Source organism: Bradyrhizobium genosp. SA-4 str. CB756, from assembly GCF_000473125.1.
GTDB lineage: Bacteria > Pseudomonadota > Alphaproteobacteria > Rhizobiales > Xanthobacteraceae > Bradyrhizobium > Bradyrhizobium arachidis.
Genome location: NZ_KI421499.1, coordinates 2,933,336 through 2,955,523 on the forward strand (window position 1 = coordinate 2,933,336; position 22,188 = coordinate 2,955,523).

Annotated in this window: 24 protein-coding genes; 12 read left to right on the forward strand and 12 right to left on the reverse strand. The window is 64.9% G+C overall.

Annotation, left to right across the window (positions count from 1 at the left end; genetic code table 11):
* The first annotated feature begins 147 nt into the window (after positions 1–147).
* The gene (gyrA, locus tag BRAGE_RS0114440; protein ID WP_027559279.1) at positions 148–2,886 is read left to right on the forward strand and encodes a DNA gyrase subunit A; all 2,739 of its coding nucleotides are present in this window, start codon (positions 148–150) and stop codon (positions 2,884–2,886) included.
* Positions 2,887–3,104: 218 nt separating this feature from the next.
* On the opposite strand, the gene BRAGE_RS0114445 is transcribed toward gyrA, so the two are convergent.
* The gene (locus tag BRAGE_RS0114445) at positions 3,105–4,958 is read right to left on the reverse strand and encodes a potassium transporter Kup (RefSeq protein WP_027559278.1); all 1,854 of its coding nucleotides are present in this window, start codon (positions 4,956–4,958) and stop codon (positions 3,105–3,107) included.
* Positions 4,959–5,155: 197 nt separating this feature from the next.
* Positions 5,156–5,413: a hypothetical protein gene (locus BRAGE_RS0114450; protein ID WP_027559277.1), complete on the reverse strand. Its 258-nt coding sequence runs from the start codon at positions 5,411–5,413 to the stop codon at positions 5,156–5,158.
* A gap of 258 nt (positions 5,414–5,671) precedes the next feature.
* Between BRAGE_RS0114450 and coaD the strand changes: the two genes are divergently transcribed.
* From coaD to queA, 5 genes are all read left to right on the forward strand, one after another.
* Entirely contained in the window at positions 5,672–6,169 is a 498-nt protein-coding gene (gene coaD / locus BRAGE_RS0114455; RefSeq protein ID WP_027559276.1) for a pantetheine-phosphate adenylyltransferase, read from the forward strand.
* Between the two features lie 37 nt (positions 6,170–6,206).
* Complete coding sequence (locus BRAGE_RS0114460; RefSeq protein ID WP_027559275.1) at positions 6,207–6,794, forward strand: peptidylprolyl isomerase; 588 nt, start codon at positions 6,207–6,209, stop codon at positions 6,792–6,794.
* 14 nt (positions 6,795–6,808) lie between these two features.
* Entirely contained in the window at positions 6,809–7,219 is a 411-nt protein-coding gene (locus BRAGE_RS0114465) for a hypothetical protein (RefSeq protein ID WP_027559274.1), read from the forward strand.
* Entirely contained in the window at positions 7,216–7,680 is a 465-nt protein-coding gene (locus BRAGE_RS0114470; RefSeq protein WP_027559273.1) for a peptidylprolyl isomerase, read from the forward strand. Before BRAGE_RS0114465 ends, BRAGE_RS0114470 begins: the two co-directional genes overlap by 4 nt.
* Before the next feature lie 115 nt (positions 7,681–7,795).
* On the forward strand, positions 7,796–8,869 hold the full coding sequence (queA, locus tag BRAGE_RS0114475) for a tRNA preQ1(34) S-adenosylmethionine ribosyltransferase-isomerase QueA (protein WP_027559272.1): 1,074 nt from the start codon (positions 7,796–7,798) through the stop codon (positions 8,867–8,869).
* A 128-nt stretch (positions 8,870–8,997) separates the two neighbouring features.
* Here queA and BRAGE_RS0114480 read toward each other — a convergent pair whose 3' ends face one another.
* The 4 genes from BRAGE_RS0114480 to BRAGE_RS0114495 all read right to left on the reverse strand — a co-directional run bounded on the left by BRAGE_RS0114480 (position 8,998) and on the right by BRAGE_RS0114495 (position 13,141).
* A complete protein-coding gene (locus BRAGE_RS0114480; protein ID WP_027559271.1) occupies positions 8,998–10,035 on the reverse strand; it encodes an aspartate-semialdehyde dehydrogenase in 1,038 nt (345 codons plus the stop codon).
* Positions 10,036–10,252: 217 nt separating this feature from the next.
* Positions 10,253–10,855 (reverse strand): PepSY domain-containing protein, encoded by a 603-nt coding sequence (locus BRAGE_RS0114485; RefSeq protein WP_028146279.1) that lies wholly within the window; start codon positions 10,853–10,855, stop codon positions 10,253–10,255.
* 251 nt (positions 10,856–11,106) lie between these two features.
* Positions 11,107–11,853: a TetR/AcrR family transcriptional regulator gene (locus BRAGE_RS0114490; RefSeq protein WP_027559269.1), complete on the reverse strand. Its 747-nt coding sequence runs from the start codon at positions 11,851–11,853 to the stop codon at positions 11,107–11,109.
* A 130-nt stretch (positions 11,854–11,983) separates the two neighbouring features.
* Positions 11,984–13,141 carry a patatin-like phospholipase family protein gene (locus tag BRAGE_RS0114495; RefSeq protein ID WP_035729716.1) on the reverse strand — a complete coding sequence of 386 codons (1,158 nt, stop codon included), beginning with the start codon at positions 13,139–13,141 and terminating at the stop codon, positions 11,984–11,986.
* Between the two features lie 231 nt (positions 13,142–13,372).
* Here BRAGE_RS0114495 and tgt point away from each other — a divergent pair, with 231 nt between their 5' ends.
* Entirely contained in the window at positions 13,373–14,506 is a 1,134-nt protein-coding gene (gene tgt, locus BRAGE_RS0114500; RefSeq protein WP_035729719.1) for a tRNA guanosine(34) transglycosylase Tgt, read from the forward strand.
* A gap of 14 nt (positions 14,507–14,520) precedes the next feature.
* Here the strand turns inward: tgt and BRAGE_RS0114505 are convergent, their stop codons facing one another.
* Positions 14,521–14,739 carry a hypothetical protein gene (locus BRAGE_RS0114505; protein ID WP_027559266.1) on the reverse strand — a complete coding sequence of 73 codons (219 nt, stop codon included), beginning with the start codon at positions 14,737–14,739 and terminating at the stop codon, positions 14,521–14,523.
* A gap of 229 nt (positions 14,740–14,968) precedes the next feature.
* Between BRAGE_RS0114505 and cysK the strand changes: the two genes are divergently transcribed.
* Together cysK and BRAGE_RS0114515 are read left to right on the forward strand one after the other, a co-directional pair.
* Positions 14,969–15,958 carry a cysteine synthase A gene (gene cysK / locus BRAGE_RS0114510; RefSeq protein ID WP_027559265.1) on the forward strand — a complete coding sequence of 330 codons (990 nt, stop codon included), beginning with the start codon at positions 14,969–14,971 and terminating at the stop codon, positions 15,956–15,958.
* A gap of 3 nt (positions 15,959–15,961) precedes the next feature.
* Complete coding sequence (locus BRAGE_RS0114515; protein ID WP_027559264.1) at positions 15,962–16,204, forward strand: BrnA antitoxin family protein; 243 nt, start codon at positions 15,962–15,964, stop codon at positions 16,202–16,204.
* A 188-nt stretch (positions 16,205–16,392) separates the two neighbouring features.
* On the opposite strand, the gene BRAGE_RS0114520 is transcribed toward BRAGE_RS0114515, so the two are convergent.
* Positions 16,393–17,820: a caspase family protein gene (locus BRAGE_RS0114520; RefSeq protein WP_027559263.1), complete on the reverse strand. Its 1,428-nt coding sequence runs from the start codon at positions 17,818–17,820 to the stop codon at positions 16,393–16,395.
* Positions 17,821–18,022: 202 nt separating this feature from the next.
* Positions 18,023–18,898 (reverse strand): DMT family transporter, encoded by an 876-nt coding sequence (locus BRAGE_RS0114525; protein WP_027559262.1) that lies wholly within the window; start codon positions 18,896–18,898, stop codon positions 18,023–18,025.
* A gap of 147 nt (positions 18,899–19,045) precedes the next feature.
* Between BRAGE_RS0114525 and BRAGE_RS0114530 the strand changes: the two genes are divergently transcribed.
* The gene (locus tag BRAGE_RS0114530) at positions 19,046–19,444 is read left to right on the forward strand and encodes a RidA family protein (RefSeq protein WP_027559261.1); all 399 of its coding nucleotides are present in this window, start codon (positions 19,046–19,048) and stop codon (positions 19,442–19,444) included.
* A 51-nt stretch (positions 19,445–19,495) separates the two neighbouring features.
* Here the strand turns inward: BRAGE_RS0114530 and BRAGE_RS0114535 are convergent, their stop codons facing one another.
* From BRAGE_RS0114535 to BRAGE_RS0114545, 3 genes are all read right to left on the reverse strand, one after another.
* A complete protein-coding gene (locus BRAGE_RS0114535) occupies positions 19,496–20,041 on the reverse strand; it encodes a hypothetical protein (RefSeq protein ID WP_027559260.1) in 546 nt (181 codons plus the stop codon).
* Positions 19,986–20,336 (reverse strand): hypothetical protein, encoded by a 351-nt coding sequence (locus BRAGE_RS52765; RefSeq protein WP_084334320.1) that lies wholly within the window; start codon positions 20,334–20,336, stop codon positions 19,986–19,988. Before BRAGE_RS52765 ends, BRAGE_RS0114535 begins: the two co-directional genes overlap by 56 nt.
* 199 nt (positions 20,337–20,535) lie before the next feature.
* Complete coding sequence (locus BRAGE_RS0114545; protein WP_027559259.1) at positions 20,536–21,123, reverse strand: formyltransferase family protein; 588 nt, start codon at positions 21,121–21,123, stop codon at positions 20,536–20,538.
* Positions 21,124–21,327: 204 nt separating this feature from the next.
* Here BRAGE_RS0114545 and BRAGE_RS0114550 point away from each other — a divergent pair, with 204 nt between their 5' ends.
* Entirely contained in the window at positions 21,328–21,612 is a 285-nt protein-coding gene (locus tag BRAGE_RS0114550; protein WP_027559258.1) for a hypothetical protein, read from the forward strand.
* A 337-nt stretch (positions 21,613–21,949) separates the two neighbouring features.
* Positions 21,950–22,186, forward strand: coding sequence for a hypothetical protein (locus tag BRAGE_RS0114555; RefSeq protein ID WP_027559257.1), 237 nt, complete (start codon positions 21,950–21,952; stop codon positions 22,184–22,186).
* Positions 22,187–22,188 lie beyond the last annotated feature (2 nt).

Sequence of the window (22,188 nt, forward strand, 5' to 3'; positions counted from 1 at the left end):
TTTCGAGCCTTGTTCCAGCACCGGCGCGGAGTGCGTAAGTCTCTGGAAAAACAGTCGGAAAAAGCGCTTCCCTTGGCCCTGCAAGGGTGGTTATCGGGGGGGCGATGCGCTATATGATTCCCAGATAAAACCTCACCGGATTTCCCCTTGGCTGACGACGACAACAAGCCCGGCGACCAGCCGGCGCAACCCTCGGACATTCGCCCCGTCTCGATCTACGAGGAGATGAAGAAGTCCTACCTCGATTACGCCATGAGCGTGATCGTGTCGCGTGCGCTGCCCGATGCGCGCGACGGGTTGAAGCCGGTGCATCGCCGCATCCTCTACGCGATGAACAATCGCGGCGACACCCCGGACAAGAAACACAAGAAGTCCGCCGGTGCCGTCGGTGAGGTCATGGGTAAGTACCACCCCCATGGCGACCAGGCGATCTACGACGCGTTGGTGCGCATGGCGCAGGACTTCTCGATGCGCGCGCCCCTGATCGACGGACAGGGCAATTTCGGCTCGGTCGACGGCGATCCGCCGGCGGCGATGCGCTACACCGAATCCCGCCTGACCAAGATCGCGCTGAAGCTGCTTGAGGACATCGACGACGACACGGTCGATTTCCAGGACAACTATGACGGCTCCGAGCGGGAGCCGGTGGTCCTGCCGGCGCGGTTCCCGAACCTGCTGGTCAACGGCGCCGGCGGCATCGCGGTCGGCATGGCCACCAACATCCCGCCGCACAATCTCGGCGAGGTCATCGACGCCTGTGTCGCGCTGATCGAAAACCCCTCGCTGACCATCGACGAGCTCAACAACATCATTCCGGGCCCGGATTTCCCGACCGGCGGCATCATCCTGGGCCGCCAGGGCATCCGCAGCGCCTATCATCTCGGCCGCGGCTCGATCGTGATGCGCGGCAAGGTCACGTTCGAGACGGTCCGGAAAGAGCGCGAGGCGATCGTCATCACCGAGATTCCGTATCAGGTGAACAAGGCGACGATGGTCGAGCGCATCGCCGAGCTCTACAAGGAAAAGAAGATCGAGGGTATCTCCGATCTGCGCGACGAGTCCGATCGCGACGGCTACCGCGTCGTCGTCGAGCTCAAGCGCGACGCCGTGCCCGACGTGGTGCTGAACCAGCTCTACAAGTTCACGCCGCTGCAGACCTCTTTCGGCGTCAATGCCGTCGCGCTCGACTCTGGCCGTCCGCAGACGATGAACCTGAAGGACATGCTGACGATCTTCGTCGGCTTCCGCGAGCAGGTCGTCACCCGCCGCACCAAGTACAAGCTGCGCAAGGCGCGCGAGCGCGCGCATGAGCAGGTCGGCCTTGCGATCGCGGTCGCCAATATCGACGAGATCATCCGCGTGATCCGGCATTCGCCGACGCCGGCTGCCGCACGCGAGACCCTGATGACGCGCGACTGGCCTGCGCGCGACGTCGAGGACATCATCACGCTGATCGACGATCCCCGCCATCGCATCAACGAGGACGGCACCATCCGTCTGTCGCTGGAGCAGGCGAGGGCGATCCTCGAGCTGCGGCTGGCGCGCCTCACCGCACTCGGCCGCGACGAGATCGGCGAAGAGCTGGCAAAGCTCGCCGGCGAGATCGGCGACTATCTCGATATCCTGCGCTCCCGAGCGCGCATCCTCGACATCATCAAGACCGAGCTTGCCGAGGTGAAGGCCGAGTTCGCCACCCCGCGCCGCACCGTGATCATGGAGCAGGAAGGCGAGGTCGAGGACGAGGACCTGATCCAGCGCGAGGACATGGTCGTCACCGTCTCGCACGCCGGCTACGTCAAGCGCGTGCCGCTGTCGGCCTACCGGGCGCAGCGCCGCGGCGGCAAGGGCCGCGCCGGCATGCAGACCCGCGACGAGGACTTCGTCAGCCGGCTCTTTGTCGCATCGACTCATACTCCGGTGCTGTTCTTCTCGTCGCGCGGCCAGGTCTACAAGGAGAAGGTCTGGCGCCTGCCGATGGCTGCGCCGAACGCGCGCGGCAAGGCGCTGATCAACATCCTGCCGCTGGAGCAGGGCGAGCGCATCACCACCATCATGCCGCTGCCCGAGGATGAGTCCACCTGGGCCCAGTTGGATGTGATGTTCGCGACGACCGGCGGCAATGTCCGGCGCAACAAGCTGTCCGACTTCGTCGACGTCCGCCGCTCCGGCATCATCGCCATGAAGCTCGACGACGGCGAGGCGATCGTCGACGTCCAGATCTGCACTGAGCGCGACGACGTGCTGCTGACCGCTGCGGGCGGGCAGTGCATCCGCTTCCCGGTCCCCGACGTGCGCGTGTTCACCGGCCGCACCTCGATGGGCGTGCGCGGCATTGCGCTCGGCGAGGGCGACAAGGTGATCTCGCTGGCGATCCTGCGCCATGTCGAGACCACATCCGACGAGCGTTCGGCTTACCTGAAGATGCGCCGCGCGGTCGCCGGTGAAACCGCGGCCGAAGAGGGGGCCGCGGATACGGAGGCCGAGGAGACCTCCGGCAGCTTCCAGCTCGCCCAGGAGCGTTATGTCGAGATGTCGGCGCAGGAGCAGGTCGTGCTGACCGTCTCCGTCAACGGCTATGGCAAGCGGACCTCGTCCTACGAGTACCGCACGACGGGGCGCGGCGGCAAAGGCATCGTCGCCATGAGCGTCAACAACCGCAACGGCAACCTGGTTGCGTCCTTCCCCGTGGAGGATGCGGACCAGATCATGCTGGTCACCGACAAGGGCCAGCTGATCCGCTGCCCGGTCGAAGGCATCCGCATCGCCGGCCGCTCGACCCAGGGCGTCATCGTGTTCGATACCGCCGAGGACGAGCACGTGGTCTCGGTCGAGCACATCACGGAAGAGGCCGAGAGCGGCAACGGCGAGAACGGCAACGGGGCGTAGCGCGCGCCCCCCACACTCCACTGTCGTCCCGGACAAGCGCGCCCTTAGGCGCGCGCAGATCCGGGACCCATAGCCACAGGGAAAAGTTGTCGCGCGAGATTTGCGACCGCGAGTCTTCGCCAAACACTTCCTGTGGTTATGGGTCCTCGCGTTCGCGGGGACGACACCGACAGTGTCGCGCCCGTATCCCGGATTACGCTTCGCTCATCCGGGCTGCGCTAAATCTCCAGCTCCGTTCCGAACTCCACGACCTGTTTGGTCGGCACGCCGAAGAACGCGGCTGAGCGTTCGGCGTTGCGCTGAAGGAAGGCGAACAGGCCTTCGCGCCAGACCCACATGCCGGGAACGTCCTCGCGCGGGATGATGGTCTCGCGGCCGACATAATAGGTGATGTCGGAGAGGTCGATACCGGGCAGCTTGCCCTGGCGGCAGGCGAGCGTCAGTCCCTCGTAGATCGTCGGGTTCTGCATGAAGCCGTAATGCAGGATCACGCGGGTGATGCCGGAGATGATCTCGCTCACCTCGGCGCGGTCCGCTTCGGCGATGTGCGGGGATTCCTCGATCAGGACGGTGACGAGCACGATGCGCTCGTGCAGGACGTGGTTGTGCTTGACGAACTGCGTCAGCGCCAGCGGCACGCCTTTCGCTGCCGAGGCCAGGAACACGGCCGTGCCCGGCAGCCGCGCGCTGCACTTGTTCACCGCCGTCTCGATCAAATCCTCCTCGGGCTGGCGCAGGCGGCCGCGCGCGGCCTCGACCAGCTTCACGCCGCTGCGCCAGGTCAGCATCAGGAAGGCGACGAGGGCTGCGAGCAGCAGCGGAAACCAGCCGCCCTCGAACAGCTTGATCGAATTGGCGGAGAAGAAGATCACGTCGATCACGAAGAAGAAGCCGTTCACGACCACGACCAGCCAGGGCGAATAGCCCCACTGGATCGCAACCAGGGCGGCGAGCAGCGTCGTGATCGCCATCAGCAGCGACACCGCGATGCCGTAGGCGCCGGCGAGCGCGTCCGAGGTGCCGAAGCTCAAGACCGCGCCGAGCGTTGCCGCCGCCAGCAGCCAGTTCACCAGCGGCACGTAGATCTGGCCGATCGCATGGCTCGTGGTGTGGCGGATCTGCATGCGCGGCAAAAAGCCGAGCTGGATCGACTGCTGGGTCAGCGAGAACACGCCGGAGATGATCGCCTGCGACGCGATCACGGTGGCGACCGCGGAGAACGCGACCAGCGGATAATGCAGGGCATCGGGGCAGAGCTGGAAGAACGGATTCTCGATCATGCTGGGATCGGTGATCAGCAGCGCGGCCTGGCCGAAATAGTTCAGCACCAGCGCGGGCAGGCAGATCGCGAACCAGGCGAGCCGGATCGGCAGGCGGCCGAAATGCCCCATGTCGGCATACATGGCCTCGCCGCCGGTCACCGCGAGGAAGGCCGCGCCGAGGATTCCGAACGAGATGTGGAAGTCCTGGTGGATCAGGAAGTTGAAGGCATAGAACGGGCTGAGCGCGGCCAGCACCGCCGGCGCCTTGACAATGCCGTGGACGCCGAGGGCGGCGAGTACGCCGAACCAGGCCAGCATCACCGGCCCGAAGATGCGGCCGATGAAGCCGGTGCCCTGCTTCTGCATCATGAACAGCCCGATCAGGATGGCGACGGTGACGGGCACCACCACAGGCGCGAGCGAGGGCGCGTCGACCTTGAGGCCCTCGATGGCTGACAGCACCGAGATCGCCGGCGTGATCGCGCCGTCGCCATAGAGCAAGGCGGCGCCGACGAGGCCGACCACGAGCAGATGCGCGCGCCAGGTGCCGGACTGGGCGTTGCGGGCGTGGAGCAGGGCCAGGAGAGCGACGATGCCGCCTTCGCCGCGATTGTCCGCGCGCAGGATCAGCAGCGCGTATTTCAGCGAGATGATCAGCAGCAGCGCCCAGAGGATCAGCGAAGCAACCCCCAGGACAGCGTCGTGACTTAGCGTGCCGCCATGGGCTGCAGCCTTGGCGGCTTCCTTCAGGGCGTAAAGGGGGCTGGTGCCGATATCACCATAGACCACCCCGAGGGCGCCCATGGTCATGGCAAGCGGCAGCGGATCAGGATGATGATGGCCGGAGGCGATTGCGGGTGTACTGGACAATGGCGACCCCCCGATGGGATCGCGCCCGGCGGGCCATTCCGACGGGCGCGAACATCAGACAGTCTGCGACGAGACGTCGCAAATATCCATGAAATTTATATCAGGAAGCTTTTCTGACGCGAAGCTGACAACCGCAACTACGGCGTGCGATCCGCGGTCACGAGGCGCGCCTCGCGGACATCAGCCTTGGTGCCGGCGCGGCGCAGGCACGAGGCTTCGAAATTCGGCCAGGCCTGCTGGGAGCAATCCTTGCCGATGGTGCGGATATCGAGACGGTCGCTCTTGGCGAGCGGCTGCGGAACGCTGGCCTCGACCTTCGGGGCAAAGCCGGGCAGGAGGGTGAGGGCGGCAGCAACACACGCAGAGATGGCGATCGCCGAGAGAGCCTTGATCATTGACAGTCCCCTGTGATGCGGCCGCGACGCCCAGTGTGCGGCCCGTCGTTTGTTGGGCGGATTAGTAACCATGGCCAGTTTCCGGACGTCTTCGCGGATGTCGGAAATGGTTTCGTTCGCGCTCCGTTTTGTTTCGTGGCCGCCCCGAGGACGAAACAAATGGGCCGCCGCCGACAGGATGGGCGGTAGAATCTGCGGGAAACGGGCAGGGAACCTGTCTGGCTTGCCGCGCCGGGCCGGGCGCGGTAGGACGTGGCCATGCCGCGCATTGCCTTCTACCCAGGTTCCTTCGACCCCATCACCAACGGCCATCTGGACGTGGTCCGGAGCAGTGTCCCGCTGTGCGACCGGCTGGTGGTCGCTGTCGGAATCCATCCCGGCAAGAAGCCTCTGTTTTCGACCGAGGAGCGGCTCAAGATGCTCCATGACGTCTGTGGGCCGGTGGCAGCCCAGGGCGGCTGCACGCTCGAGGCCGTGACCTACGACGATCTCGCCGTCACCGCGGCGCGCAAATACGGTGCGACCATCATGATCCGGGGCCTGCGCGACGGCACCGACCTCGACTACGAGATGCAGCTCGCCGGCATGAACGGCACGATGGCGCCCGAGGTGCAAACCGTCTTCCTGCCGGCCTCTCCGCTGGTGCGCCCGATTACCGGCACATTGGTGCGTCAGATCGCCGGCATGGGCGGAGATGTCTCGGCCTTCGTCCCGCCGCTCGTCGCAAACCTGCTCAAGGCAAAATTCGCCGGATAACGGCGCGCTTTTTCATCTCACCTGATCCGGAGTTTCCATGATCCGTCGTCTCGCAATTCTTGCCACGATGTTCGTCGCGCTCGTGGCCGTTCCCTTGAGCGCGGTCCCGGCGGTGGCGCAGCAGCTGCCGGCCAATCTCGACAAGGCCAATGCGCTCGTGATCGACACCACCAAGGGCCGCATCGTCATCAAGCTGCGGACCGACATCGCGCCCCAGCATGCCGAGCGCCTCAAGCAGCTCGCGCGTGAGGGCTTCTACAACAACGTGCCGTTCCACCGCGTCATGGACGGCTTCATGGCCCAGACCGGCGACGGCCAGAACGGCAACGGCACCGGCGGCTCGAAATATCCGAACTTGAAGCAGGAATTCTCCAAGGTGCATTTCGCGCGCGGCATCGTCGGCATGGCCCGGCGCGGCGACAGCGTCGACAGCGCCAACTCGCAGTTCTTCATCATGTTCGCCGACGGCGGCAGCCTCGATAACCAGTACACCGTGATCGGCGAGGTCGTGCAGGGCATGGACGTCGTCGACAAGCTGAAGAAGGCTCCGCCCGGCTCCCCCGGCGGCACCGTCACCGATCCCGACAAGATGGTGAAGGTGCAGGTCGCCTCCGACATCAAGTAGGCAAGGATGGAGCCATGGCGCGCTGCGGCAAAAGGCTTCTGCTGACTGCCGCGGTGCTGCTCTCCGGCGTCTCCAGTGCGGCCGCCGAGGACGCGCCGGTCAACACCATCCAGGACATCTTCCGGCACCTGCGGACCTGCTGGAAGCCGCCGCCGCCCGCCAAGGCCCGCCCTATCGACATCACCGTCGTCGTGAGCTTTAACCGGTCCGGAAACATTCTGGGCCATCCGAGGATTACCTATGAATCCGCGGAGGCCTCCGACAATGACCGGCTGCAATACCGGATCGCTGTGATGGAGGCGTTGCAACGCTGCACGCCAGTGCCATTTACCGATGCAATGGCCGGCGCGGCCGCGGGGCGTCCATTCGTGATCCAGTTCCGTAATCGTAAGACTTCACCTCCAACGCAAGAGAGACGAGCATGAGCGCCACCGAAAACACCCTGATCCTCGAGACCACGCAGGGCCCCGTTACCATCGAGATGCGGCCTGACCTCGCGCCCGGTCATGTCGCGCGCATCAAGGAGCTGGTCCGCGAAGGCTTCTACGACGGCATCGTATTCCACCGCGTCATCGAGGGTTTCATGGCGCAGACCGGCTGCCCGCACGGCACCGGCACCGGCGGCTCCGGCAAGAAGCTGAAGGCCGAGTTCAACAAGGAGCCGCATGTGCGCGGCACCGCCTCGATGGCCCGCGCCGCCAATCCCGATTCCGGCGACAGCCAGTTCTTCATCTGCTTCGACGACGCCCGCTTCCTCGACAACCAGTACACGGTGTGGGGCAAGGTCACCGAGGGCATGGAGAACGTCGACAAGATCAAGCGCGGCGAGCCGGTGCAGAACCCCGACAAGATCGTCAAGGCGCGGATGGCGGCGGATAAGGAATAGTTGCCCGTCATTCCGGGGCGCGCGAAGCGCGAACCCGGAATCTCGCACCACAATCTCGGGATTCCGGATCGCCGCGCTCGAGGCGCGGCGTCCGGAATGACGGCGCTAGTGAGACATGCGCACCGATCTCTTCGACTTCGATCTGCCCGCCGAGCGCATCGCGTTGCGCCCGGCGAGCCCGCGCGACTCCGCGAAGATGCTGGTCGTGGAGGGCGGCGCGCTGCGCGACCAGTCCATCGCTGATCTGCCGCAATGGCTGAAGGCGGGTGACCAGCTCGTCGTCAACGACACCAAGGTGATCGCGGCACAATTGAAGGGTCGCCGCATCGGCCGCGAGACCGAGCCGAAGATCGAGGCGACGTTGATCAAGCGTCTCGACGGCTCGCGCTGGCAGGCGCTGGTGAAGCCGGCGAAGAAGCTTGTTGCCGGCGACCGCATCCGCTTCGGCAATGAGGGCAAGATCTGCCTGCTCGGCCATCTCGACGCCGAGGTCGAGGCCAAGGGCAGCGAGGGCGAGGTGACGCTGTCGTTCTCGTTCCATGGGCCCGCACTCGACCAGGCCATCGCCGATCTCGGCAGCCCGCCGCTGCCGCCCTACATCGCCTCCAAGCGCACGCCCGACGATCAGGATCTTGCGGACTACCAGACCATGTTCGCAGCCAATGAAGGCGCGGTCGCAGCGCCGACCGCGGGCCTGCATTTCACGGCGGCGCTTGAGCAGGCATTGCACGCGCGCGGCGTCGGCATCAACCGCGTCACGCTGCATGTCGGGGCAGGGACGTTCCTCCCCGTGAAGGTGGACGACACCGACGGCCACAAGATGCATGCGGAGTGGGGCACCATCTCGGCCGAGACGGCGGAGCGGCTCAACACTGCGCGGAAGAACGGCGGCCGCATCGTCGCCGTCGGCACAACGTCGCTAAGGCTGCTCGAAAGCGCGGCGAGCGAAGACGGCACCATCCAGCCGTTTACGGCGGAGACCTCGATCTTCATCACGCCCGGCTACCGCTTCCGGGCCGTCGATGTCCTGATGACGAATTTCCACCTGCCGAAGTCGACGCTGTTCATGCTGGTGTCGGCATTCGCGGGGTTGGAGACGATGAAGCAGGCCTATGCGCACGCCGTTGCGAATGAGTACCGGTTCTACTCGTATGGGGATGCGTGTCTGCTGTTCCGGGCAGACGGCTAGCGCCGGCGCCGTATGGTGGGCAAAGCGAAGCGTGCCCACGTCTTCTTTCTTGAATGCACGAGAGAAGTGGTGGGCACGGCGCTTGCGCGCCTTTGCCCACCCTACGATACCTGTTCCTACAGCACCGGTTACGCCATCACCCGCTGCGGCAGCAGCTCTGCGATCTGCACGGCATTCAGCGCGGCGCCCTTGAGCAGCTGATCGGCCGCCACGAACATCGAGATCGAATGCCCGGAGGGATCGCTGAGATCCTTGCGGATGCGGCCGACGAGGACGTCGTCTTGCCCTGAGGCGTCGATCGGCATTGGGAAATAGTTCCTGGCGCGGTCGTCGACCACCTTCACGCCTGGCGCCTGCGCCATGATCGCGCGAACCTGGTCCTCGGTGATCTCCTTCTCGCATTCGAAGGTGATGGCCTCGCAATGGGCGCGCAGCACCGGCACGCGGACGCAGGTCACACCGATTGCGATCTTCTCGTCCTCGAAGATCTTGCGGGTCTCCTTGATGACCTTGGTCTCTTCGTCGTTGTAGCCGGTGTCAGGGTCGACGGCCGTATTGTGGTTGAAGAGATTGAAGGCGTAGGGGTGCGGCATCACCTTGGGCGTATAGACCTGCCCGTTGAGATTGGCGCGGGTGGACTCGACGAGCTCCTCCATCGCCGCGGCGCCGGCGCCGGAGGCGGCCTGATACGTCGAGATGATGACGCGCTTGATGCGGTTCTTCTGGTGGATCGGCCAGAGCGGCACCAGTGCGGTGATGGCGGCGCAGTTCGGGTTGGCGATGATGCCCTTGTGGTCGCGGATGCGGTTGCCGTTCACCTCGGGGATCACCAGCGGCACGTTCGGATCCATGCGGAAGGCGGAGGAGTTGTCGACGACGACGGCGCCCGACTTGACCGCAATCGGCGCGAACTTCTTGGAGATGCCGCTGCCGGCCGAAAACAGCGCGATGTCGACGCCCTCGAAGGCGCGCTCGGTCAGCTCCTCGATGACGACGGTCTGGCCGCGGAACGACACCGTCTTGCCGGCCGAGCGGGCGCTCGCCAGCGCCTTGAGCTTGCCGACGCGGAAGCCGCGCTTGTCCATGGTGGCGATGAATTCGGCGCCCACCGCACCGGTGACGCCGACAATCGCGACGACGGGATCGTTACTCACTTTGTCCTCCATTGAGATCGATTGAGACAACAAAAAAGCCCCGGACCATCGAGGGCGGGGCTTCGGTAGACCTGATGCGTTTTAGTCGACGACTACACGCGCACGCCTCCCCGGGCCCCGAAGGCCGTGGTGGTTTTGGTCGTGCGTTTGGTGGTCGTGAACATGGCGGCGACTTATGCGGGAGAGTCTGGCGCCCGTCAATGGCTTTTCGGCGGGAATGTGGCCGCCGCTACTTGGCCCGGGCACCCGGCGGCTCGAGGGTGACCTCCTTGAGATCGTCGCCGCTGACGACGACGATCGAGAAATTCAGCCGACCGCGTTCGCGCACGAGGCCCCCGCTGATCGCCTTGCCCGAGGCGGCGCGCTCGGCGACGCGTACGGCGTCCACGAGGCGGTGCCTGATCGCGCCGAGCGCTGCGAGGTTGTCGCGGTCCTCGAGGTCGAGCTCGGCAAGGGGAAGGGCGGCCTCGCCGCCGACGAGCTCGCCGGTCCTGGCGTTGATGGTATGGCGCCAGATCCGGTCGTTGTGCAGGGTCTTCACGCGGTAGACCGGCACGCCGGAGCCGCCGTCAAAACTCACATCCGCGGTGGTGGCGCCGGCGTGACGGGCCTCGGCGATCGCCATGGCCTGGCTGATCGAGATCGACGAGCTGCGGAAGCGTTCGATCTCGCGGCTGACCGCTTGGCGGTCGGCCTCGGCATCCCCATCTGTGTCGCTGTGCAGGGAGGTCGGCGTCCCCGCGGTCACGATCGCTCGCGCGGGCGCGGCCAAGAGAAGCGCGGACAGGCTGATCGCCAGCAACGGCAAGGTCCATCGTGTGGCTGTCGTCATGCTCGAAACCTTTGGTCGGCGAGCGGGCTTGGTCACCCAGAGTAGACGCGGCCGACCTTGGGCATCGGTCGGCCGCGGAGCGTCGTGGCGGGCTGTACCCGTCGCGGCGATCTTGGCGATACGGACCTCTTTTGGGGCTGGTGAAAAAAGCGGTCCGCCTCACCTATAACTAAACCATACCGTATCGTTTTATTTTGGTCAATGGCGAGGGCGCGCTCGCCCAGGGGATAGATCGCAAGCTCACGGAATTGTCAGCGGGAGGGACGCCGCCGTTGCGGGCCTTTAGCCGCGTCTTGGACGCGGGCCGCAGGGCCGAGCGCACCGGCCAGGAACAGCTTGATGGCGGCGCGCATGCGCTTTTCCGCCGGCTTCATCTCGAGCGCCATTCCGAACGTCGCCATGCGGTGGGTGTGGCCGACGACGACGTCGAGGAACACTTCCGCTGCGATCGTCGTGTCCTCGAGGTCGAGCGCGCCTTGCGCCACCAGATGGTCGAAGAAGCGCGCCGTGGTGGAGACGGCCTTGAGCCAGCCTTCCTCCTTGCCGAGCTTGGCGACGTCGGGGAAGTTGATGGCCTGTGACGTCATCATGCGGCTGAAGGCGACGGCATCGGGTCCGCAGGTGAAGGTCAGCATTTCGCGCCCGATCTCGACCAGGCGCTGCTCGACAGGGATATCCGAGGCGCTGGAGAGCTGCGTCTCCGCCGCCGCCGACAGCGGCGCAAGCCAGCGCTCGATCTCGCGCCTCAGCACGGCGGCAAACAGGCCGCGCTTGTCGCCGTAACGGGAATAGACGGTCGGCTTGCTGACCCGTGCAGCTTCGGCGACCGCGTCGAGCGAGGTCGCATCAAAACCGCGGTCCAGGAACAGGCGGGTGGCGACCTCGATCAGCCGCTGGTCGCGCTCGATCGCGGCGGTTTTGGTCGGCCGGCCGCCACGCGATTTCGGCACCTCGCGCCGTTGCGCTGCCGATCTTGTCCTGGTCGCAGTCAATCCCATGCCCAATGATTCCTGCGCGTTGCCTGTCATTCGCTCTATATCGCGCGGGAGCGAGGGCGTCATCGCGAATCTGGCCGAATTGGCCGTATCGTCAACGGTCTCGATACGACCTCGTTCCGTCACGACGTGCTCATGGGAGCGTCGAGGTCCAGGCCTCGCCCGCCGCCGCCTTCTCATATCCGTACTGGTACAGCGCCCGCATATAAGCGGTGTCGAACCCTTCCGACGGCGGAGCGGGATAATCGCGCGCGATGTAGGACAGATGGAAGCCAAGGCGGTTGCGCTTGGCGAAATCGTAGGTGGAGAAGATGATCGAGCGCGTCTGCGACTGCGTGATCGCCGACAGGCTGCGCGAGGCGACGTCGATGGTGCTGTTGGAAACCAGCTCGAAATTGCGTTCGATCTTCTTGTTGACGAGGATGTAGATGTCCATCTTCGCGGTGCCCGGCAGGCGGCTGCCCTGGAATAGCAGGGCCTCCGGCAGCGTCAGCACCGGCGCCGTCACGCCGCCGTCGACGTGCATCTCCTGAAATTTGCGGCCCTGGCCTTCGGCGTCGATCATGATCGGTGGAAACACCAGCGGAATGCTGGCGGAGGCGGCCATGACGTCGCGAAACAGCTTGAGCGCCTCGGGCGTGCCGACGGCTGCGATCTTGCCCATGTCCCAGATCGCGGTCCGCTGGGTGTCGAGATCGGTCGTGACCACCAGCAGCCTTCGGCCCTTGGCATTCTCGCGCGCGACCTGCGCCAGGATCTCCGGCCCGACATAGCGGGCGACCAGCTCGCGCAGCCGCGTGTTGCCGAACAGGCCGGATCCGAACAGCACGCGCACGATGCTGGGGTCGTTCAGGAGGCTCTCCGCGATGCCGCTGGTGTAGACCTCTCTCAGCGTGTCGTCGTATTGCGGCCCCAGAAACGCAAATGGCGCGATCAGGCCGCCGGTGCTCACGCCCGAGACGACCGAGAAGGTCGGACGGGTTTTGGCCGCGGTCCAGCCGTTGAGCACGCCGACGCCATAGGCACCGTCGGCGCCGCCGCCCGAGAGCGCCAGATAGGTTTTCGTCGCGGTGCTGGTGTCCTTCTCGAAGCTGAATTTCGTGACCGGCTCGTCGGCATAGCGCCTGAGGCCGTCGATATCGAGCACACGCGATGCGCTGGCCTCAGCTGCCGTATAGGGCGTGCGGGGCAGGGACGTGCAGGCCGCGAGCGCCAGACTGCACGTCAGGGCCAGGGCGCCGGTCAGGCGGGCACCTGCCTGCGTGATCCAGCCGCGCGTGGGGCCGGACATCTCGGTCGAACATGAAGCGGGGGGCATCGTCGGTGGCTGGCGATCACGCATCTAAGGCCGCCGGCAACTTTGCCGCGGCATCTCGTCCAGCCCCACGGTAAAACTACACTGTATCGTTTTATTTAACAAGCGCGGCGCGTGGAAATATCCGCGCCCGTTGTGTCCCAGTCTGGAGCATGGCGCGGTCCGGGCGGGTTGATCGGCATCCCCCGACACGCAATAAGCACGGCCATGACTCTACCCAATCATTTCGAACTGCTCGCCACCGATGGCGCCGCGCGCACCGGGCGCCTGACCACGCCGCATGGCATGGTCCGCACGCCCGCCTTCATGCCGGTCGGAACCGCCGGCGCCATGAAAGGCATGCACTGGCGCGAGGTGCGCGAGGCCGGCGCCGACATCGTGCTCGGCAACACCTATCACCTGATGCTGCGTCCCGGCGCGGAGCGGATTGCGGCGCTCGGCGGATTGCAGCGGTTCACCGGCTGGAACGGGCCAATGCTGACCGATTCCGGCGGCTTCCAGGTGATGTCGCTCGCCGACTTACGCAAGGTCAGCGAGCACGCCGTGACTTTCCGCTCGCATATCGACGGCGCCAAGGTCGAGCTGTCGCCGGAGCGCTCGATCGAGGTGCAGCGCTTCCTCGGTTCCGACATCGCCATGCAGATGGACGAATGCGTGCGGCTGCCGGCCGAGCGTGACGATATCGAGCGCGCGATGCGGCTGTCGCTGCGCTGGGCCGAGCGCTCAAAGCGCGCCTTCGAAAGCGCGCCTGACGGTTACATGCTGTTCGGCATCGTGCAGGGCGGCGACATCCCGCAGCTTCGTCACGCGAGCGCGCAGGGCCTGGTCGAGATGGGTTTCCATGGCTATGCGATCGGCGGCCTTGCCGTCGGCGAGCCTCAGGCGGTGATGCTGGCGATGATCGACGAGACCGCGCCGGCGCTGCCGACCGACCGGCCGCGCTATCTGATGGGCGTCGGCACGCCTGACGACATCCTCGAAGCAGTGAAGCGCGGCGTCGACATGTTCGATTGCGTGATGCCGACGCGGAATGGCCGCCATGGCGTCGCCTTCACGCGCTTCGGCCAGGTCAATTTGCGCAACGCGCGCCACGCCGACGATCCGCGTCCGCTCGATGAGGCGAGCACGTGGCCGTCGGCGCGCAACTACGCGCGCGCCTATCTGCACCATCTCGTCAAGGCCGGCGAGACGTTGGGGGCGATGCTGCTGTCCGAGATCAATATCGCCTACTACCAGTTCCTGATGCAGGGCATCAGGGACGCGATCGCACACGGAACGTTCGAGGAGTTCTATCAGCGTACGCGCGCAGACTGGTCGAGGGGCGACATCGCCCCGCGCTGATCAACGGCGCAACGTCAATTGCAGACGATCCGTTGCTTGACGGCGTGCTTGGTCACGAAGCCGTAGCCGCAATTGTCGCAGGTCCAGAGATACGAGATCATCTGGTCCGAGACGTAGGCAGATGCTTCGGCGGCGACCATGGAGTCAGCGCAGACTGGACAGGTGGGCAACTCGCTACAACGCGGATCGCGATGATACGCGACGGCCGACAACACTTCAGCAACTGCTGACATCGTGGTGACCTCCCTGCTTCCCTGCTTGAGACCTAAGTCTAACATAAGCAGAATCAGTTGACGAGGTCGCAACACAAATGCGTTGGTTTTCTGATAATTACTGCTCACGCAATTTTGCGATGCAGCGTATTTAACATGTGCCGCATTGTCGCTTGCGTGCCGTCGCAAGCTGTCCGTAACTGCGCAAGAGCTGTGAAAGAAGCGCGAATATCGCCACAGGGAGTTCATCATGGACGCATCGTCCGAAAAGGCCGCAAACACGGGTGCAGCGCACCAACCCGGCCGCGGCCGGATCTATTCTTCGATCGTCGAGGCCTTTGGCGACACGCCGATCGTGCGCTTGCGCCGGCTGCCGGGCATGCACGGCGTGAACGCGACCATTTTGGCAAAACTTGAATATTTCAACCCTGCCGCGAGCGTGAAGGATCGCATCGGTGCGGCCATGATCATCGCGATGGAGAAGGCGGGGATCGTCAAGCCCGATACCGTGCTGATCGAGCCGACCTCCGGCAACACCGGCATCGCGCTCGCTTTCGTCGCCGCTTCGCGCGGCTATCGGCTGAAGCTGGTGATGCCGGAATCGATGTCGATCGAGCGGCGCAAGATGCTGGCGTTCCTCGGTGCTGAGCTGGTGCTGACGCCGGCCGCGCAAGGCATGAAGGGCGCGATTGCGACCGCCGAGGAGCTCTTGAAGACAACGCCGAACTCGGTGATGCCGCAGCAATTCAAGAACCTCGCCAATCCCGAGGTGCATCGCCGCACCACGGCGGAGGAGATCTGGAACGACACCGCAGGCAATATCGATTTCTTCGTTGCCGGCGTCGGCACCGGCGGCACCATCACTGGCGTCGGCCAGGTGCTCAAGCCCCGCAAGCCGTCGTTGCGCGTCGTTGCCGTCGAGCCGGAGGAGAGCCCGGTGCTGTCGGGCGGCCAGCACACGCCGCACAAGATTCAGGGCATCGGCGCGGGTTTCGTGCCTGACATTCTCGACCGCTCGGTGATCGACGAGATCGTGAAGATCAACTCGACCACCGCGATCGAGACCTCGCGCGCGCTGGCGCGGCATGAGGGCATTCCCGGCGGCATCTCCTCGGGCGCGGCGATCGCGGCAGCGTTCGAGATCGGCAAGCGGCCGGAAGCTGCGGGAAAAACCATCCTGGCGGTGGTGCCGTCCTTCTCCGAACGTTATCTTTCGACGGCTCTGTTTGAGGGAATCTAGAACATGGCGGATCAACCACCGAGGCGGCCACGCACGCTCGGCGATGCCAGGACCGAGGCCGAGGCGGCGTTCAAGAAGGTGACGGCCAAGGTCGCCGCGGCGCCGCCGAAGCAGACCGCCGTCCCCGGCATCAAGGAGCAGGTGACGCTGCGCATCGACCAGGACGTGCTGGAGTTCTTCCAGGAAGGCGGCCCCGGCTGGCAGGATCGCATCAACGAGGCGCTGCGCAAGGCGGCGGGGAAGTAAGTCTCAACTCCTCATGGTGAGGAGGCGCGTCAGCGCCGTCTCGAACCATGAAAGGCCCCGCTGCTGCCGGCCGGGCCTTTCATCCTTCGAGACGCGCGCTCCTGCGGAGCGCTCCTCAGGATGAGGAGCGACCAAAAGAAAAAAGCCCGGCGCGAGCCGGGCTTTTGTGTTTCGCGAACTGGCCTGCCTCAGCGGCGGAACATGCCGCCCATCATGCCGCCGACGACCCCGCCGACGAAGGCTGCGCCGGCCGCATCACCGGGGCTGCTGCGCTGGGGAGCCGGAGCCGGCGCGCTGCTGCCTGCGGGGGCGCTAGCACGGCGGGCCGCTTTCTGGCTGTTATCGCTCGCGGTCGGCGGCGCGGCCACGACCTCGGCGAGCAGGGCCTTATGCTGGGGCTTGTTGAGATAGCCCGACGAAGGATAGCCGCGCGCGGCCTGCCAGCGCTTGATGACGGACCGGGTCTCCTCACTGAACACGCCGGTCTGCTTGGTGTCGAAGCCGAGCCCGGTGAGGCGGCGCTGCACGTCGCGGCGCTGGTTCTTGTCGAGGCCGATCTGGTCCTCGGTGAGCTGAGAGGCCTCATCGGTAAAGGCAGCGGGATCGACGCCAGCATTGAGGGTGCGGGTCGTGGTCGACGGGCCGCTCTTGATCGCGGCGATCCGCGCCAGCGCGAGCGCCTTGAACTGGCCGTTCGGATAGGCCGCGAGATAGGCGTTGAGCTCTTCCGGCTTGTTGCTCTCCTTGACCGAGCGCCAGTATTCGAGCTCGACGCCGTCATTGCTGCCGCTCGCCGCCGGTACGACGCCGGCAGCGGTGGGGGCCGCGTTGGCAACCTGGGTGGTCGGAGCCTGGTTGAGATAGACCGCGCCGATCAGATTGGTGTGGCCCCAGGGCAGCTGGCCCTTGTGGGTCTCTTCGTTGACCTGGGCGCGCACCGACGTCATCGCCTGCTGGATCTCGACGCCGGGCTTGGTGATGTTGTCGATCAGCGCGCGGGTGAACGGGCTGTTGTTGCCTTCCTGGCCGTCGAGCGCGGTCTGGCCGGGGCCGGTGGCGAACGCGATCAGCGTGCCTTCACCGGACTTCATCTCGGCAAGGCCGCTCTGCACGTTGACGCTGCGGGTCGCCGAGTTCGACTTGATCTTGGCGGCGAACGGATTGTCGCGGCAGGCATCGAGGAACACGAGCTTGACCTTGGCATCGCCCATGGTCTGCTCGAGCGTCAGGTCGATGTTGATGGCGGCGCCAAGCTTGACGTCCATCTCCGACTTGATGTCGGCGTCGACGGGCAAGAGATAGTTGGTGCCGCCGACGGCGATGCCGTGGCCGGCATAATAGAACAGCGCGATGTCGGAGCCCTGCGCCTTGCGGCCGAAATCGAGCAGCTTCTCGGTCATCTGGTCGCGGCTGAGGTTCGATCCTTCGATCACCTCGAAGCCGACGTTGCGCAGCGTCGATGCCATCGCCTTGGCGTCGATCGGCGGGTTCGGCAATTGCGCGACGTTCTTGTAGGAGCCGTTGCCGACGACGAAGGCGACGCGGCGGTCGGCTTTCGCGGCACTGACCGACAACGCCACGCACATCAACGAGGCGAGGAGGGTGAGAAAGCGCATCTGAAATCCCCAGAATCGAATTGCAGGCAGCAACAAATTGACAACGAAGCTACACGAAGTGCCCGACTCCGCGCCACCAAAACGGCAGGACGTCTCGTTGAACCCGCTGCTGTGTGGCCGAATGTGCACGTTGGAGGGGCTCTCCAACGTGATCCAAATCACGCTCGACCACTCTGTTTTGTCGCGCGAGGCGGCGCAGGGTTCACTGCGCGCGGGCGGGAACCGGCGAAGCCGGCTTCAAATTCAACAGATTGCCGGAGAGGATCAGTGCAGCGCCGAGCACGGTCCAGCTATCGAGCCGTTCGGAATACAGTAGCCAGCCGGCGGTCGCGGTCAGCGGAACCCGCAGGAAGTCCATGGGAACCACGATCGTGGCGTCAGCGTAGCGGAGCGCGCTGGCGAGGCAGTAGTGCGAGAATGTGCCGCAGACTCCGATGATGAAGAGCCAGCCCCAGAGATAAGTCGACGGCCAGGTCCAGACATAGAGCGTCGGCAGCAGGCCCACGACCATCTGCACCATGATCATCCAGAACAGGATCGACAATGCGCTCTCGGTCCGGGTCAGCGATTTCGCCAGGATCATGGAGATGCTGAAGCCGATGGCGGCGCCGAGTGCGATCAGCTGACCCGGATTGATCTCGCCGGTGGCGGGACGCACGATCATGACGACGCCGACGACACCGAGCACGACCGCGGCGATCTTCCAGACGGTCATGCGCTCGGACAGGAAGGTTGCAGCCAACAGCGCGGTCCAGATCGGCATGGTGAATTCGATCGCCACCACCTGGCCGATTCCGATCAGCGTCAGGGCATAGAACCAGCCGAGCTGTGCGAAATAATGAACCCCGTTGCGGGCGAGGTGCTGAGGCAGGCGTTTGGTCGCGACCGCCTTGAAGCCACCGCTGCGGTAGATGATCGGCAGCAGCAGCGTGAACCCGATCACCGAGCGCACTTCCATGATCTGGAAGACGTTGAGCTCGCGCGTGGTCTCGCGCCCGGCCACCGCCATGACCAGCATCAGTGCCAGCCAGCCGGCCATCCAGAGTGCAGCCATCGTTTTGGACGGTGTCGGGGTCATCGGCGGCGTGGGAGATCGAACGTGAGGGGACGGCCGGTATCGGCGACATCGGCACCGTTTGCAACGCCCAAATCTGCGGATGCAGCGATGCAGGATGGCGTGCTAAGGCTTGGGTGAACAACGACAAAAACCGGGAGAATATCGCTCATGCGTATCTTGCAGCCGGCCGAATGGAAAAAACCGCGCGGCTTTTCTCATGGCGTTGAGGTGGAGGGGCCGGGCCGCTGGGTAGTGCTTGCCGGGCAAACCGGCGGCGACGAGGCCGGCAACTACGCGTCTGACATGGCGGCGCAGGTTGCGACCGCGCTGAAGCGGATCATCAAGCTTTTGGGTGAGGCCGGCGCCGGTCCTGAGCACATCGTCCGCTTGACCTGGTACCTGACCAGCCGCAGCGAATATGAGGCTGCTGGCGCCGGCATCGGCGCGGCCTGGAAGGAAACGCTCGGGCGCAATTTCCCGCCCTCGACGCTGCTCTATATCGGAGGTCTCGTCGACGAGCGCGCCAAGGTCGAGATCGAGGTCACCGCGTTCGTGCCTGTCGCATAAAAAAATCGACCCGGCGCCGACGCCGGGTCGATTGTCGTGTCACTGATTGTCTTACTTCGACAGCGAGATGTTGGCGCCGCGGAACTGGCTGTCGGCGCGCATCGCGACGTTCTGCTTGTTGCCACTCGTCTTGAGCGAGATGTTGGCGTTGAAGCCGGCGGTGGAGGCGACCAGCTCGTAATTGCCGCCGGCGCCACGGCCCTGCAGCGATCCCGAGATGTTGCGGCTGGCCTCGGACCAGCTGCCGGCGATGGCGCCGCCTTCAGCCCTCACGTTGGCGCCGAGGTTGAACTTGTAGGCGTCGCTGGCGCAGGTCAGCGACATCTCCATGGTGGGGCCGATCGGGGCGTATTTGGCCCGGCAGCGGATCCGCTCGGTCGAGCCGTCGTCCAGCGTGACGGTGCCACCACCGCTCCACGTCCCCGCCAGCGAAGCAAACGGGCTGGACTGGGCCTTGCCTTCAGAATTGGCCAGCCCTGCCGCAAACAAAACGGCGGCCGCGATCAGCAGCCGCCGGTTTCGGGCGCGAGCCTCGATAGGTTTATTGGCGCGATGCTTCCCACCGCCCGCTGCACGGTATGCCTGCAGATGCTCCATTCCACTTCCCCGATCCGGCGTTGCCGTTGAGTTGACCGTTGGCATATGCACCATTGATCGAAACTTTCACAAGTCCCCCACTGCCGATGGTGCCGGAAACGTTAGCGCCGGGCGCAGTGATCTTGCCGTCGGCAACGGTGAGCATGGAGCTTGCGGTGGGCTCGCAGGAGCCGGTCTTGGTCACGATGGTGACATGCCAGTTGCCGTCATAGGGGCTCTGGGCGAAAGCGGGAGCGGCGAGGGTGCCGGCGACAACTGAAGCGGCACAGAACGCCGCGATGCGACCAAAACGCATGAATTCCGTCCTTGAACATGTCTGAGATGCTGACGCTTATTCGGACGAAATGTGACGGAAATTTGTTGCAATGCCAAAGCGAAAATTGTTCCTGTGGAAACAATAGTTTATTTGCGTTTCCGGCTCCAATTTTCGAAGCAAAATCAATGCGACCTCACGTTAATTGTAAACGTGAGGCGAGAGACTCAGGGGCGGGGATTTAGGAAAGGCTTGGTGCCGAGGTCGCGAACTGCTCGTCCTGGACTTTCGCCGGCAGCGCCTTGTGGACCTTGGCATAGTCGATCACGTCGGCCAGCAGCTTGAGGCCCAGGGGGGCGAGGGCGCGCTCCCAGAGCTCGCGGGCGGTCTCGCCCTTTTTCACGAAGCACCAGTCCTGGGCGGCGATGGCGCCGGCGTCCATGCGGTCGGCGAGATGATAGATCGTGCCGCCGGCGACCGGATCGCCCTCCTTGATGGTCCATTCCACCGCGGCCTTGCCGCGATGTCGCGGCAGCAGCGAGGGGTGATAGCCGATTCCGCCCAGCTTCGACGCAGCGAGGGCGTCCTTGCCGATCCGGGCATGGCTGTGCGCGGTGATGATCAGGTCGGTGTCGGGGGCGATCTCGGAGGCGACCACCAGCTTCGGATTGGCCTGCACCGCCACCTCGATCCCGGCCGCCTTGGCGGCTGCGGCGAGGCGGTCCTCGGCGTCGGCTACCACGACCCGGACGACCCCAACGCCGTGCTCCCGGAGCATGTTCAGGGTGGTCACGCCGAAATGGCGGGAGCCGACAAGGGTAATGCGCATGGGTGTCCGATCTCTCTCGCAACTGCGTCACACTCCCGATAACACGCTGGAGCATCCTGTCACCACCCACGAGGCGTTACGGCCGGTTATCAACAATGCGTCGGCCGGGGGCTGCGCCGAACTCGGCGATTGCGCGGCCGTCCGCGCCGGTGTTTCCATTGGCGCGTTTCGATGGGCGCACTTTCGAGGGCCAGGAGCGAGCGAATGCGAAGCGCGTGGTTTGTTGTTCTCGCCGCACTGATCGTGGCGGCTCCGGTGCAGGCCGGTGGGCCATACCCGGCGATACCGCCCGAAATCGGGGTCGCGCCGTTCATCGGTCCGACTTGGGACGTCTATCGTTGCGCCGAAGGGGTGCCCTATAATTTCTACCACGGCGCCTATTACGGCGAGGAGCCGCCGGCGATCTATCGCGGCTACGCCTACCGGCCGTATTACCGCTACAGCGCCTATCGCAAATGGCCGCGCAAGTATTTTTGCGTGGTCGATTAAGCGTTGCCGCGCGGCCACGATCGGACGGCAAATGCGGATGCGCCGGTTCCTGTGTTTCTTTTCAGACAGAAGGCCATCCAGTGTGCCGCTAGACTAGCGTCCACCGGGGCTGGCTGCATTTCAATCCGAAGCCCTTTTCGAACCCGGCTTAAGCCGCTGGCGTTATCGCCAGCGGCTTTTTCATGCCGTGCATCACGAAATCACACGACGGTAACACGTTTTCAACCTGGCTGTCGTATCGACGAATCCGTCGCGGATTTGTATTGCGTACCGCGACACCAAGAATGTCCCGCCGGCGTGGGTGCGCCGCGCGGGCATTTTTGCCGGGACCGATTTCATGCCGAGCGCAATTGAGCAGATCGTGGACGCCTATGTGCGGCTGAAGAACCGCCGTGGGCTCGACGAACTCATGATGCACAGGCAGCGGCTTGCGGTCGATCTGAAGAGTAGGTCGGGCTACGATTTCAGCCGGCCGATCGAAAAGATCGACGAGGAGATCGCCGTCATCGAGGCGGGTCTCAGCCGGCTGAAGGCCGGGGATTCCGCCACATCGGGCGGCCGCCAGCCATTCTGACG